This window comes from Rhizobium sp. SRDI969, from assembly GCF_025152725.1.
In the GTDB taxonomy this organism is placed as follows: Bacteria; Pseudomonadota; Alphaproteobacteria; order Rhizobiales; family Rhizobiaceae; genus Rhizobium; species Rhizobium leguminosarum_I.
The window spans coordinates 360,617-373,711 of sequence record NZ_CP104037.1 but is presented as its reverse complement, the minus strand read 5'-3'; the positions used below and the strand labels follow the sequence as shown (position 1 = coordinate 373,711).

Genomic DNA, 13,095 nt, shown 5'->3' with positions numbered 1-13,095 from the left:
TCATATACCCCAGGAAAGTGCCAAGGGATTGACGCTTTTGGCGAGCTCCAGCAGTCCCGTGCGTGTGGCTGGGTGCAGCGGCTCCAATGGATGACGAACATGGTCGGATTTGATGACGCCGCCCTTCATCATCACGGTTTTAGCCGCGCGAAGGCCGCATTGCCGGTTCTCGTAGTTGATGAGCGGCAGAATCTGTTCATAGGCTTTTGCGGCTTGCTGCCGGTCGCCGGCCTTGTGATGTTCGATGACGGGATAAATTAAGTCGGGCAGCATTGCGCTCGACATGACACCAGTCGCGCCGGCATCAAGGTCTGCCATCAAGGTAATGGCCTCTTCGCCATCAAAAGGCCCCTCAATTGCCTCGCCGCCGAGTTCGATCAATTTGCGCAGCTTCGCTGCTGTGCCCGCCACCTCGATCTTGAAGTAACGAACGAGTGGCAATTGCCGGGCTATTCGCACCATAAAATCGGTAGAGAGGGTAACTCCGCTGAGGGGAGCGTCCTGGATCATGATCGGTATGCCGGCAGCATCCGCCACGCGGGCAAAGTGTTCGTAAATTGAAGCTTCATCGAGCTTAATGCCCGCGCCATGATAAGGCGGCATCAACATGAGCAGCTTCGCGCCGTGCTCGGCTGCGTGGCGTGCTCGCGATACAGCCACTTGAGTGCTGAAGTGGCTACAGGTCACCATGACAGGAACACGGCCCGCAACATGTACGAGGCTGAGTTCCGTCAACTGTCGGCGTTCTTCGTCCGATAGCAGGAACTGCTCGGAGTAGTTGGCAAGAACGCAAATGCCATCGACGCCTTGGTCGATCATGCAGTCGAGGACTCGGCGCTGCCCGTCGAAGTCAATTTCGCCGGTCGACGTGAAAGGCGTTGGCGCCACGGGGTAGAGTCCGGAATACCGTTGTTTGTTTGCCATTAGAAAATTTCCCCAACGTTTCAGGCTTAACTGAAGTCAGCTCTTGACTTGTTGAGCGATATCATGAATGATTTTTGCACGCAATAGCCATTCGCAATCTCGGGAGTGACTTCAATGTCTGACCATTCCGCCGCGCCCGCGGTCATCAGGCTTCATCCACTTGACAATGTCGTGGTCGCCACACGAGCAATTGAGGCTGGCCAGGATGTGGGTGAGGTTCTAACGGCACACTTCATACCAAGCGGCCATAAGATCGCTGTTCGGCCCATCAAAAAGGGCGATGCCGTTCTGAAGTACGGGCAGGTCATTGGTACGGCGAGCTGCGACATTCAGGCTGGCGAACATGTGCATCTGCAGAACTTGGCAATGTTGGACAGCGCCGTCTCACATGAATTCGCGGTCGATGGTGGACCAACCCCGCTCCTCCCGGAAAATGAGCGACGTATGTTCCAGGGATATTTGCGCCCTGATGGGCTCGTTGGAACGCGCAACTACATCGGAATCATCACTTCCGTTAACTGTTCGGCGACTGTATCGCGCGCCGTAGCGGATCACTTCAAAACAAATGGTTTTGGCAACTATTCCAATATCGATGGGGTCGTGGCGCTCACTCATGGCACCGGCTGCGCAATCCCGATGAACACGGAAGGGTATCAGTATCTTAGACGCGTATTGAGCGGCTATGCCAAGAATCCCAATTTCGCTGCTGTGCTGATGATTGGCCTTGGTTGCGAGACAAACCAAGTGAGCGATCTCGTGAAAGCCTTTGAGCTTGAGGAGGGCCCTCTTTTGCGGACGATGACCATTCAAAAACTTGGTGGCACCCGCAAGACGATTGAGGAAGCAATATCCATTATTGAAGATCTGCTTCCCGAAATAAACGCGATAAAGCGTACGCCTCAACCGCTTTCGGGTCTCAAGGTAGCTTTGCAGTGTGGGGGGTCCGACGCTTATTCCGGAATTACGGCAAACCCAGCCCTCGGCTTTGCCGCTGATTTAGTCGTTCGGCATGGCGGTACCGCGGTCCTGAGTGAGACGCCCGAGATTTATGGTGCCGAACACCTCCTTACCCGTCGTGCCACGACCCCAGCAATCGCAGAAAAGTTGATGGCGCGCATCGAGTGGTGGCGAAATTATACAACGAGGAATGACGCAGAGCTGAACAACAATCCTTCCCACGGCAACAAAGAGGGGGGGCTGACGACGATTCTCGAAAAGTCGCTCGGAGCTGTCGCAAAGGGCGGCTCCATGCCGTTGATGGAGGTCTATGAATATGCGGAACTGGTCACAACGCCTGGCTTTGTGTTCATGGATACGCCTGGCTACGATCCCGTAGCTGTGACCGGGCAAGTCGCGGGCGGCTGCAACATGATCGTGTTCACGACGGGACGTGGCTCCGTCTCAGGCTTCAAGCCTGCGCCATGTATTAAGGTCGCCACGAATAATGAAATGTATGAACACATGATCGAGGACATGGATATCAATTGCGGCAAGATAATCGACGGATCGGACAGCATTGAAGCGGCTGGGACACGCATCTTTGAGAAGATTATTGCCATCGCATCCGGCGACCGTACTTTGAGCGAGGGTTACAATTATGGTGACAACGAGTTCGTACCTTGGCAAATAGGTGCTGTGACCTGATCAAAAAGGCAGAGAATGCGGCGAACCCTGGCCTACGAAGCGATCTGCGAGACCCTGCGCAAGGCAATCGAAATGAAGACTCTGCCGGAGGGCACAGTTTTGCTCGAGGGGCCCATAGCGGCGATTTTCGATTCGAGCCGGTCACCGGTCAAACAGGCACTGGCGAAGCTTGAATCGGAAGGTTTGGTGCGCAGGTTCGACGGAAGAGGCGTTCTTGTCGGGATAACGGGTGGACCACTGCGTCTGAAGGTTACCCCAGAAATGCTATCTTTGGAGGCTGACCCAACTGGAAATCCGAAAGTTTTTGCGTGGCAGAACTTCTACTATGACTTTGAAAAGACTGTTATCCTGCGTGCTGTTTTCGGTCCGGCACGGATAAACGAGCTTGCACTTGCCAGATACTATAATGTTGGTCGCACGGTTGCCGGCGACATTCTCAATTATGCGGCCAAAACCGGTATCGTTATAAAAGATGAAAAATCTCGGTGGTGGATCAACTCACTCGACGAAGAACGATTTCATAATCTGTACGAGTTGCGAATCCTACTCGAACCCGCTGCGCTGAAGACTGCCATTACTCGTATCCTACCGACGTCTCTTGATGTCATGAGAAATCGTTTGATTGAGACGAGTAATCATTTCCCGAGGATTGAACCGGCGGAACTCGATGCTCTTGAAGAAGATCTCCACATCGGGCTTATGCAATTTAGCGCCAACAGCGAAATTCTCGAGGCATTAAAGCGCACACGCTGCGTATTGGTTGCCGGCAAGCACATTCAGCGAGCAGTGCGGGGCGCTATGCCCATCGATGCTTTTATGCACGAACATCTCGAGATCATGGACGCTGCGGCCGCGCTGGATTTCAAGACCGCTGAGGCCGCGCTTATAGACCATTTGGCGATCTCTAGCCGGAAAGCAAACGAGAGATTGGCAGCCTACATTCAGTCCCACCAGGTTTCTCCAATTGAATATGTCTTAGATTGATGCCTTAACGTCCTCACTTTCAAGCGTCGATGGCGCTCGATCAAGTACTGGTCTGATTGTCACGTTTGTTAGGGGCGGGCAAGATGACCCCGCAATCGACACCGATTTGGCGATATGTGAATGTCGTCGATGGTAGCCGCGCGATTAGGGCGTTCCCCCCAACGTTTCCGACGCGAAATGCCACACTGTGAAAGCCGGGAATGGTTGACTGGCGATCGGCGCCAGCTGAATTTTCGTCTGCATCGAGACATATTATCTTTGATATCAGTCGGCGTTGTGCGCTTGACGAGAACGCCACGACAAGGTCGCAGTAATCTGTTTCGTTCGAGACGAAAATCGCTGCCGTTTTGTCCAAATCAACATCAGAATGGGATCTGAGCTCCGTCTTATTATGAAAATGGAAGTGGCGTAAACTCGGGTTCGCTTTCAACAACCTATAACGGCGCACGGCGTGCTCGTTGTGCTCTTTGCCATTTAGAAAGTACACATTGCCTGGCAATGATTTAGAGAGCGATGTTGCCAATGCATTTATCTGCATATCCGCCCGTTCATGAACGGAGCAAGCATCCTCCAATTCCACTAGTCTTAAGCCCTCCAATTCGACGATTGGAATGCCAAAGGATGAAAGTATCGCCACATCCTTCTTGCGCACTTCGATACTCTCGTCGATCAGCATCGCGATTCCATCGACCCGTTGGGATAGGGATCCGATAGCCGTCTCAATTGTGCTGTGCCGTCTGAAGATATGGCTTACGGTGTATCCGTGCCCTGCCGTCGATTCTAAAAAACCAGCGATGATCGCTTGCGCTCGCCGGTTGGGTCGCACGCCGTCTGCTCCTTGAAGAACAACCAAGCCAAATGTGTTGGTTTTTCCGGTTCTGAGGGAGCGGCCTGCCATTTGGGGCTGATATTGGAGGCGCTTGATCTCCTTTTCTATCACTGCACGCGTTCGATCGCTCACAAGATCCCAGCGCTCGTTCACGACGTTTGAGACGCTCATCACGGAAACACCGGCCGCGGCCGCTACATCCTTCAGCGTTACTTCTTGTTTTTTGCGACGGGGCACTGCTGGATCCTGAATGGTTTTCTACATTTATCTTTACACAAAAATCCGGGCGCGCTGCAATGCAACGCTTGGCATTAAGAAGATCGTGCCGGAGTCAACCCTCCAAGCAATTGTAACGTTAAATGGTCTGTTTGCGTTGATGCAACCGTCGTGTCGTCCGTATTGGATGGGCAATAAGTCATTATCGTATTGAAATAACACAACTAATAAATATCTTCAGCAGAAATCCACTGCTGCTCTTGACAGATTGCCTTTGCCGATCTTAATTTTAACGTTACATATAACTCAAGAAAGGGGAACGAGCATGGAAAACAAATTTAAGACAACTAGGCGTGGGTTTATGGGAGTTACTGCGGGAATTGCTGCTGTAACGGCATTTGGAAGCGCCGGCGTCGTTTTCGCCAAGGGAAGCGGAAACATCGGTTTTGCCATGGAGACATATACGGTTCCGCGGTGGAAGAATCTGGACCGCCCGAGCTTTGAAAAAGCGGTGTCAGCTGGTGGCTTCAAACCGATCACCAATCAGGCGGATTTCAAAGTCGAACAGCAGCTATCCGATGTTGAAAACCTTTTAACCGTGGGCGTAGACGCACTTGCGATTGTTGCCGTTGTGGCTGAAGCGGGCGTCAACATGGCGCGCAAAGCAAAGCGCGCTGGGGTACCTGTGATCGCTTATAACACCGCGATTCCATCGAAGGATGTCGATGTGTATGTAGCCAGAAACAACCGTGGAGTAGGTCAGAAAGCTGCTAATGCCGCGTTGGCGGCCGGCGTGCTGAAGGGCAACTGGATCATTGCATCCGGCCAGGCTGGTAACACGGTGGCAGAGGAAATCACCAAGGGTTACTACGATATCATGCAGCCCCTGATCGACAAGGGTGAGCTGAAGATTGTCAGCCACCTTTTCCACGATGGGTGGGATCCGGATGCTGCGCGCCGTCAGGCGGAAGATTCTCTTACGTCAACCAACAATAATGTCGCAGGTTTCCTTTGCAACAATGACGGCATGGCGGGAGGTGTTATTGGTGCGCTGCAGAAGGCGGGACTAGCAGGGAAGGTCTTTGTGACCGGCCAGGATGCCACCGTCGAGGGTTGCCGACATATTCTACTGGGTAACATGGCGCTATCGAGCTTTACTCTTTTCGACAAGATGGGCACGATCGCCGGCGAACTTGCCGTCAAACTAGCCAAGGGCGAGGATCTAGGGATTACCCAGACCTACGACGCCGGCAATGGATTAGCTATCCCTTATATGCCGGTCGAGGACCGCGACATCACTCGCGAAAATATCGTTGAGTACTTGAAGCAGTACAGTCCGGTCTATGTGGACGCCAAGTCCGTCTTGGAAGGCGTTCCCAAGGAAAAATGGCCCCAGGGCGCAGAGTCTCTTCTTTAACGAAAGTTGCCTCCCCGAAAAAGCCACCCGTTGAAAAACGAGGTGGCTTTTTTGTCATGGGGATCGCTAGAGACTGAAAAACTTGTAACGTTAAAGTATTTTGCTTTCGCCGTAAGCCTGTTTTGCTGGAAAAACCAAAGGATTTATCTAAGTCATTGATTCATAATCACTATACCTAGTGGCAATTCCTCTGTCGCATATTGACAAACCGACGTATTGTCATTTACTTTAACGTTACAAAAAAAATAAAGGGAACGCGGCATAAGCCGTTTCGACCTTTCCGACTGGAAATCGCAATCAATCGTGCTGCTGCATAGCCTTCGCTTGCGGCGATGGCGGCTGTTTGCCTGTACTTTGACCGGAGACAGGATCATATGGGAACGAATTCTAAAGCTGGCGTGGTCGTCGCGCCCTCATCGGCTCTACCCGAAGTACAAAAGCAATCCAGAGAAGCCGAGCGCGCTGAGTGGCGGCTTATCGTCCTTGTCGCTGCCACCGTGGCGATTTGGATTGGTTTCCACGCGTGGACCGGTGTCTTCATAAGCCCGCGTAATCTTTCTAATCTAGCCGTCCAGGCTACGATCACCGCTTTGATGGCCGCAGGCCTGACATGGCTTCTTGTCGCGCGGGAGATTGATCTGTCTGTCGGGTCATTGCTCGCTCTATGTGGTGTCTTGTCCATGCAATTGATGCAGACTTACGGACTAGATGCGATCACAACCATCTTGCTGGTTATCTTTGTAGGTATCGCCATTGGCCTTCTTCAGGGTTCCTTGCGCGTAAAACTTGGCATTCCGTCGTTCATTATCACATTGGCCGGGTTCTCTTGGCTGAGGGGCTTGGCCTACGTTGTCTCAGGGGCAGAAACCAGGTCAGGCGCCGGCGACACTTTTTATGAGATCGGTAATGGCGAATTTCCCAGCTGGATCAGTCTGACCGCCATCTTAGCACTTAGCGCGCTTTATCTATTCATCTGGCTGCGGACATACACAAGTTTCCTTGGGCCGCAGAGGCGCACTTTGCGCCCGGTTAGCATAGCGGTTCTCTGCTTGACGCTTTCCGCGGCCGGCATGTCCATCTGGGTATTTGCGTGGAACCAAGGGATCCCCTATCCATTGGCACTGCTGCTGATCATCGTCTTCTGTATGGAATTTTCCGCAAAGAATACTCGCTTCGGCCGATATGTGTATGCCATTGGCGGAAACCCGGTTTCGGCAAAGCGCGCCGGTATCAAAGTGAACACCATGATTTTGGCGCTCTTTGGCCTGATGGGTGCACTGTCTGCGCTAGCAGCCATCGTCCAAACTTCCAGGCTTGATGCCGGCCCTCCTGGCGTCGGCCTCTTCGTGAACATGAGCGCCATCAGTGCGGCGATCATCGGAGGCACGAGCCTGTTCGGGGGTGAAGGTCGCGTCGTTGGCGCAGTTCTGGGGGCCCTTCTGATGGCAAGCATCACGAACGGGCTCAGCCTGGCGGGCGTCGATACGTTCTACCAGATGATCATCACCGGCGCATTGCTCATCGTCGCGGTCACCGCCGACCATGCCGCACAAAAGAAGGCGAAGTGAGATGATCCAGACACCAAACAATCCCGCAGTTTCGGTAAAAGACCTGCGCAAAAATTACGACGCAGTCGAGGCCACGCGTGGGGTCAGTTTCGACATCATGCCAGGCGAAATCATTGGACTTGTCGGTGACAACGGCGCGGGCAAGTCAACATTGACGAAGATGATTGCGGGTGACGTCGCGCCATCCTCCGGCGAAATCCGGATTGGGGGTTCCCAGGTACAAAGCTCGTCAACGACGTGGGCGCGCGATCACGGGGTCGAGATGGTTTACCAGGATCTCGCCCTTTGCGACAATCTTGATATCTGTGCCAATATTTTCCTTGGAAGGGAAATCGTCCAGCGATCGCCTTTGGGCTTTCGGCGCCTGGCGCACGACGAAATGCATCGAAAGGCCGAGAGCCTGCTGAAGATGCTCGACGTCAAGTTGCCGAACTTGAGGGAGCCTGTCACCGCGCTCTCGGGCGGGCAAAGACAGATGGTCGCGATAGCTCGGTCCGTCGCTTACGATCCCAAGCTTGTGATCATGGACGAGCCGACCGCGGCACTTTCAGTGTCGGCGGGCCAACCGGTTCTTGATCTTATCCGGCGCTTACCCGAGCAAGGTGTTGCGGTTCTCTTGATCAGTCACCGTCTGAGCGACGTGTTGACCACGGCCGACCGAATTCTCGTGCTTCGGCGCGGGAAGATCGGGGCCACCGTCAAGGCAAGTGACACCAGCGAAGGCGAACTTCTTCATCTCATGGCTGGGATCAACTCACCGAATGAGGACTGATCCACGCACCAGCGCGCAGGCTCGAAAGAGCATCGCCAAGACCTAGAAAGTAGGAAGAGCAATGACATATATTCTTGGAATTGACGTCGGTGGTACCTTCACTGACTTCGTAGCTTATAACGAGCAAAGTCGTGAAGTAACGGTATGGAAAGACTTTTCTACGCCCGGTGACCCGTCTGACGGGATTCTCAATGGCCTCAAGCAGTTTCCAGCAGGTAAAGAGATCTCCGGGATCCGGCTTGGAACCACCATCGCAACCAACGCAATTCTTGAAAGAAATGGAGCGAAAGTTGCCTTCGTAACGACCCAGGGTTTTCGCGATGTGCCCTTCATTCAACGAGGCAATCGCCGCTTCCACTTCAATTCGCGCTGGGTCAAACCCGAGCCACTGATTGAGCGGTCGAATGCATTCGAGGTGCTTGAGCGGATTGATTGTGACGGTAATGTCGTTACTCCTCTCGATATGGCCAGCGTCGCTAACGTCGCCGATGCGATTGCGGCGAAACCGGAAATTAAGGCGATCTCCCTTTGCTTTCTTTTTTCCTACATAAATCCAGAGCATGAAATCGCCGCGCGCGACTATCTCGCATCGCGTTTCCCCCATCTCCCGATCTCGATTTCTTATGACGTCCTTCCCAAATGGAAGGAGTACGAGCGTGCATCGACAACGATCGCCGATGCGTACGTGAAGCCAATCGTGACGGATCAGCTAGGGGAGCTTGAAAGCCGCATCGCGGATGCCGTTGGCGCCGCGCGCGTTGTTGTTACCAAGTCAAACGGGGGGCAGACGACCGTAAAAGGGGCCTGTGACGCGCCAGTGCAGATGACTCTGTCCGGGCCGACGGGTGGTGTCGTTGCCGCCCAGTTCATCGGCAGCCTCATTGGCGAGAAGAATTTCGTTACTATTGATATGGGCGGTACATCTACCGATTGCTCACTGATTGTGAACGGGGCTGCTTCGATCACGACAGATTTCGAAGTCGAATGGGGCATTCCGATCCAGGTGCCGATGCTCGATGTCCGCACGATTGGTGCCGGCGGCGGCTCGATCGCTTGGATCGACAAAGGTGGTCTCTTGCGCGTAGGACCAGAGAGTGCGCGTTCCCGTCCTGGTCCCATATGCTACGGCCGTGGTGGCACTGAACCGACTGTCACCGATGCCAACCTTGTGCTTGGCCGTATCAACCCGGACAACTTCCTCGGCGGCACGGTCAACCTTGACATGGACGGTGCACTCGCAGGTATCGCCCGGCTTGCCGAGAAACTACGCATGACCGTCGACGAGGCGGCTTTGGCGGTGATCAAGATCGTCAACAACAATATGGTCGGCGCCGTTCGAAGCGTCTTGATCGAGAAGGGTGAATCTCCCGATAAGTTCTCACTGATGTTCTTCGGCGGAGCGGGTCCGGTCCATGCCTGTGACTTGTTGAAAGATTTGTCGATGTCCAGGGCGATTGTTCCAGTCCATCCCGGTCAGTTCTCCGCGTTCGGGTTCACCGCGACGGACGCGCGCGTGGATCGGCAACGTACGGTTCAAATGACATCAAACCGCATGGATTTCGCACGTGCAACTCAACTGCTCAAGGAGCTCGAGGACGATTGCCTCGCGCAGATGCACGCCCAGGGCTTTACAGGCAGTATCGATATCGAACGTCGTGTGGAAATGCGGTATCACGGCCAGAACTACGAGCTCTCCCTTCCGCTGCGCTTTACATCGTTTGACGAGGCGACAGCGAAGGAGCTTTGGGCAAGTTTTGACAAAGCCCACGAAGACCGCTTTGGTTTTAGCATTCCCGGTGAGTTCATAGAAATCGTCAACTTCAATGTAACCGCATATGAGACGCTCGGGAAACCGCAGGTGCCGAAGCTCACTCAAAGCACGAGTGCCCCAAAGCCTGTATCGATGCGTTCGGTTGGTTATGATGAAGGTCGTCACGATACACCAGTCTACCGACGGGAAGAGCTTTTCGCGGGCGACGCTATTCAGGGACCGGCTGTAATTGAAGAAGCCGTCTCCGTTGTTGTGCTCCATCCAGATCAAGAAATGCACGTAGACGACTACGGCAATCTCCATGTTTCAGAAAGGCAAGCGCGATGAAATTCTCCGACAATGGTTATTATCTCGAAGAATACATCAAATGCGATAACTGCGGTGTTCTGCTTTATCGCTCCCCTATCAGTATTACCACCGACGGCGCGAACAAACGGTATTGCTCCGACTGGTGCGTCGATTGGGACATGAAGCGGGAATCGGAAGTCGCGTCGCACAAGCGCCAGGCAGAAAGCGGGGGGAAGTAATATGGAAAAGAACGCTGCCAAGCATATGGTTCAAATGAGTATCCTGGATGGGCGTCTCGTGCAGATCGCGAAGGAAATGGGCATTACGCTGATGATGACGTCGTATTCGACGATTTTCAACGAAGGCCTCGACTTCACTTGCGGTCTTGCTGATGCCAAGGGTAACCTGATTGGAACCGGCGACTTTCAGCCGTCCATGATCGGTGGACTACCTCTCGTTATTCAAACGATAACGCAGGAAATTCCGGTCGAAACCCTCGAGGAAGGGGACGTGATCGTGCATAACGACCCCTACCGCGGCGGCATGCATACTCCCGAGCACACCTTCATCCAGCCGGTATTTGTCGACAAGGTTTTTGTCGGTTACTCCGTCGCGATCGGTCACGTTGCGGAAGTCGGAGGCATGGTTCCCGGTGCGTTCGCAGGCGAAGCTACTGAGATTTTCCACGAGGGTTTACGCGTACCGCCGATCAAAATTCGGCGCAAGGGAAAGGACGTTGAGGATGTATGGCGCCTGATGCTCGCGAACTACCGCACTCCGCGCCAGAACTTCGGCGATTTCCGGGCTATGATCAGCGCCGTCGAACTGGGTGAACAGCGTCTGAGGGGCCTTGTCGAAGAGTTTGGCCTCGAACGGTTTACCGAGCTGACTGACAGCCTTCTGGACTATTCGGAGGCCCGGATGCGCGCTGAACTGCGTGAGTTTCCCAATGGTGTCTACAGCTTCGAAGACTATATGGAAGACGACGGGATCGAGAAGCGCCGATACAAAATCGCGGTCGATGTCTTTGTCCAGGACGATGAAATCGTGGTGGACTTTCGTCGATCCGACAAGCAGGCGAAAGGGCCAATCAACGGCGTGCTGTCTGTTGCGCTATCGGCGTCCTATAACGCGATCCTACACCTAACAGATCCAAGCATCCCGAAGAATTCCGGCTGCTTCAGACCTATACGAGTCGTCGCTCCTCCTGGCCTCGTGGTCAATGCCAACTACCCGGCACCTGAAGTTGGAGGTAACACCGAGACGCATATCCGGATCTGCTACACTGTTATTGGTGCTTTGGCGGTCGCTGTTCCGGAGCGGGCGTTTGCAACGGATGGCGGCACGCATTCGAACTTCCTGTTTGGGGGTCAAAACTCCCGGACGGATGAGTACGTCGTCTGCTATGATTTGTCGACACCCGGTTGGGGAGGGCGTAGCCATGCGGACGGGAATAGTGCTTGCAACGCCATTAATGGCAACTCGCGACTCAATCCGGTCGAGGTATTTGAAACTCGTTTTCCCTGGCGCATTGATGCACATGAGTTTGTCCCGGACACGGGTGGTCCCGGTGAGTTTCGTGGCGGACTTGCCTTACGCAAGAAGATGACGTGCCTTGCTGATGAACTCAAACTGTCCTTCATGTCCGATCGACAGGAGCTTGCGCCTTGGGGGCTATTCAAAGGCCAATCTGGAGGTTGCGGTAGTCTGCATATTCGCCGCAGTGGCTCAGAGGCCTGGAAGGATTTTGGGGAAGATAGCGGCAAGGTCTCTCCTTCGAAATTCTCCAATGCGGTAGTTTATGAAGGGGACCAAGTTATCGTAGTCGCCCCAGGTGGCGGGGGCTACGGTGATGCGCGCAAGCGCGACCGCCAAGCACTGGCAAAAGATATTGCCGCTGGTTGGGTCACCGAAAAAGGTGCTGCAGCCTATCGTTAGAAAACTGAACCCGCTGGCCTCTGACGATGTCTTCAGAGCCAGCGTAGCGCGGAAATAATTCATGAATAGTCTGACATCTCCCACAGTTTTGGTTGTCGGGGCGTCCAGAGGTATTGGCTTGGCTCTCGTTCACGCACTCTCAACGCAGGGTTACAACGTTATAGCGACTAGCCGCGATGGTACCCAACGTAGCGGTGATGCCTTGTGGCTTCCGCTCGAGCTCAATGATCCTCAGTCGCGCCAATCACTCGTATCGAGCGTCCACTTAGCTGGCGTGGAGAGTGTCGTCGTATCCGCGGGTGTAATGCCCAAAGATGTCGACGAGAAGCTCAACAAGCAGGCGATTGTCGATTTATTTTTAACCAACACCGCGTCGCCTGTCGCCTTGGGGCAAGAGCTGGCCGGTATGCATCATTTTTCACTCAAGCATCTCATGTTTTTGGGTTCGGTCATGGGATCGGTCGAGCTAAACTCGGTTGGCGATCACTGGCTCTACCGGGCGAGCAAGGCAGCATTGACCTCGGCCGCGCGCAGCCTGTCCGTTCGAAACCCGAACGTAAGAGTTACCGTCGCTCATCCAGGGTGGGTGAAGACCGATATGGGTGGAGAAGAGGCCGATATTGAAGTCGAGGTCTCCGCGGCAGGGCTGAGTGCGCTGATCGGTTCAAAATCCCCAGGTTCTTCCTTCACCTTCTGCAACTACCTGGGTGAGACGATCCCGTATTAGCAATTCGGCACTTTCGA

At 53.9% G+C, this 13,095-nt stretch carries 11 protein-coding genes; 9 read left to right on the top strand and 2 right to left on the bottom strand.

Going from position 1 to position 13,095, the window contains the following annotated elements:
- Positions 1-924, bottom strand: a complete 924-nt coding sequence (locus tag N2A41_RS28845) for a dihydrodipicolinate synthase family protein (RefSeq protein ID WP_260111519.1) — start codon at positions 922-924, stop codon at positions 1-3.
- 114 nt (positions 925-1,038) lie between these two features.
- Between N2A41_RS28845 and N2A41_RS28840 the strand changes: the two genes are divergently transcribed.
- Both N2A41_RS28840 and N2A41_RS28835 read left to right on the top strand, forming a co-directional pair.
- Positions 1,039-2,568 carry a UxaA family hydrolase gene (locus tag N2A41_RS28840; protein WP_260111518.1) on the top strand — a complete coding sequence of 510 codons (1,530 nt, stop codon included), beginning with the start codon at positions 1,039-1,041 and terminating at the stop codon, positions 2,566-2,568.
- 15 nt (positions 2,569-2,583) lie between these two features.
- Positions 2,584-3,552, top strand: a complete 969-nt coding sequence (locus tag N2A41_RS28835; protein ID WP_260111517.1) for a GntR family transcriptional regulator — start codon at positions 2,584-2,586, stop codon at positions 3,550-3,552.
- A 40-nt stretch (positions 3,553-3,592) separates the two neighbouring features.
- On the opposite strand, the gene N2A41_RS28830 is transcribed toward N2A41_RS28835, so the two are convergent.
- Complete coding sequence (locus N2A41_RS28830; protein WP_260111516.1) at positions 3,593-4,618, bottom strand: LacI family DNA-binding transcriptional regulator; 1,026 nt, start codon at positions 4,616-4,618, stop codon at positions 3,593-3,595.
- Positions 4,619-4,922: 304 nt separating this feature from the next.
- On the opposite strand from N2A41_RS28830, the gene N2A41_RS28825 reads away from it, so the two are divergent.
- The 7 genes from N2A41_RS28825 (at position 4,923) to N2A41_RS28795 (ending at position 13,078) form a co-directional block, all read left to right on the top strand.
- Complete coding sequence (locus N2A41_RS28825; RefSeq protein ID WP_260111515.1) at positions 4,923-6,014, top strand: sugar ABC transporter substrate-binding protein; 1,092 nt, start codon at positions 4,923-4,925, stop codon at positions 6,012-6,014.
- A 374-nt stretch (positions 6,015-6,388) separates the two neighbouring features.
- Positions 6,389-7,582: a sugar ABC transporter permease gene (locus N2A41_RS28820; RefSeq protein ID WP_260111514.1), complete on the top strand. Its 1,194-nt coding sequence runs from the start codon at positions 6,389-6,391 to the stop codon at positions 7,580-7,582.
- A gap of 1 nt (position 7,583) precedes the next feature.
- Positions 7,584-8,354 carry an ATP-binding cassette domain-containing protein gene (locus N2A41_RS28815; protein WP_260111513.1) on the top strand — a complete coding sequence of 257 codons (771 nt, stop codon included), beginning with the start codon at positions 7,584-7,586 and terminating at the stop codon, positions 8,352-8,354.
- 61 nt (positions 8,355-8,415) lie between these two features.
- The gene (locus N2A41_RS28810) at positions 8,416-10,452 is read left to right on the top strand and encodes a hydantoinase/oxoprolinase family protein (RefSeq protein WP_113541614.1); all 2,037 of its coding nucleotides are present in this window, start codon (positions 8,416-8,418) and stop codon (positions 10,450-10,452) included.
- Positions 10,449-10,652 (top strand): hypothetical protein, encoded by a 204-nt coding sequence (locus N2A41_RS28805; RefSeq protein WP_113541613.1) that lies wholly within the window; start codon positions 10,449-10,451, stop codon positions 10,650-10,652. Before N2A41_RS28810 ends, N2A41_RS28805 begins: the two co-directional genes overlap by 4 nt.
- A gap of 1 nt (position 10,653) precedes the next feature.
- Complete coding sequence (locus tag N2A41_RS28800; RefSeq protein WP_245521165.1) at positions 10,654-12,351, top strand: hydantoinase B/oxoprolinase family protein; 1,698 nt, start codon at positions 10,654-10,656, stop codon at positions 12,349-12,351.
- A gap of 61 nt (positions 12,352-12,412) precedes the next feature.
- Positions 12,413-13,078, top strand: a complete 666-nt coding sequence (locus N2A41_RS28795; RefSeq protein ID WP_260111512.1) for an SDR family NAD(P)-dependent oxidoreductase — start codon at positions 12,413-12,415, stop codon at positions 13,076-13,078.
- The last annotated feature ends 17 nt before the right edge of the window (positions 13,079-13,095 follow it).

Coding starts and splice junctions, on each gene's coding strand:
- N2A41_RS28845 (WP_260111519.1), bottom strand. CDS start 924: ATGGCAAACAAACAACGGTATTCCGGACTCTACCCCGTGGCGCCAACG.
- N2A41_RS28840 (WP_260111518.1), top strand. CDS start 1,039: ATGTCTGACCATTCCGCCGCGCCCGCGGTCATCAGGCTTCATCCACTT.
- N2A41_RS28835 (WP_260111517.1), top strand. CDS start 2,584: ATGCGGCGAACCCTGGCCTACGAAGCGATCTGCGAGACCCTGCGCAAG.
- N2A41_RS28825 (WP_260111515.1), top strand. CDS start 4,923: ATGGAAAACAAATTTAAGACAACTAGGCGTGGGTTTATGGGAGTTACT.
- N2A41_RS28820 (WP_260111514.1), top strand. CDS start 6,389: ATGGGAACGAATTCTAAAGCTGGCGTGGTCGTCGCGCCCTCATCGGCT.
- N2A41_RS28815 (WP_260111513.1), top strand. CDS start 7,584: ATGATCCAGACACCAAACAATCCCGCAGTTTCGGTAAAAGACCTGCGC.
- N2A41_RS28810 (WP_113541614.1), top strand. CDS start 8,416: ATGACATATATTCTTGGAATTGACGTCGGTGGTACCTTCACTGACTTC.
- N2A41_RS28805 (WP_113541613.1), top strand. CDS start 10,449: ATGAAATTCTCCGACAATGGTTATTATCTCGAAGAATACATCAAATGC.
- N2A41_RS28800 (WP_245521165.1), top strand. CDS start 10,654: ATGGAAAAGAACGCTGCCAAGCATATGGTTCAAATGAGTATCCTGGAT.
- N2A41_RS28795 (WP_260111512.1), top strand. CDS start 12,413: ATGAATAGTCTGACATCTCCCACAGTTTTGGTTGTCGGGGCGTCCAGA.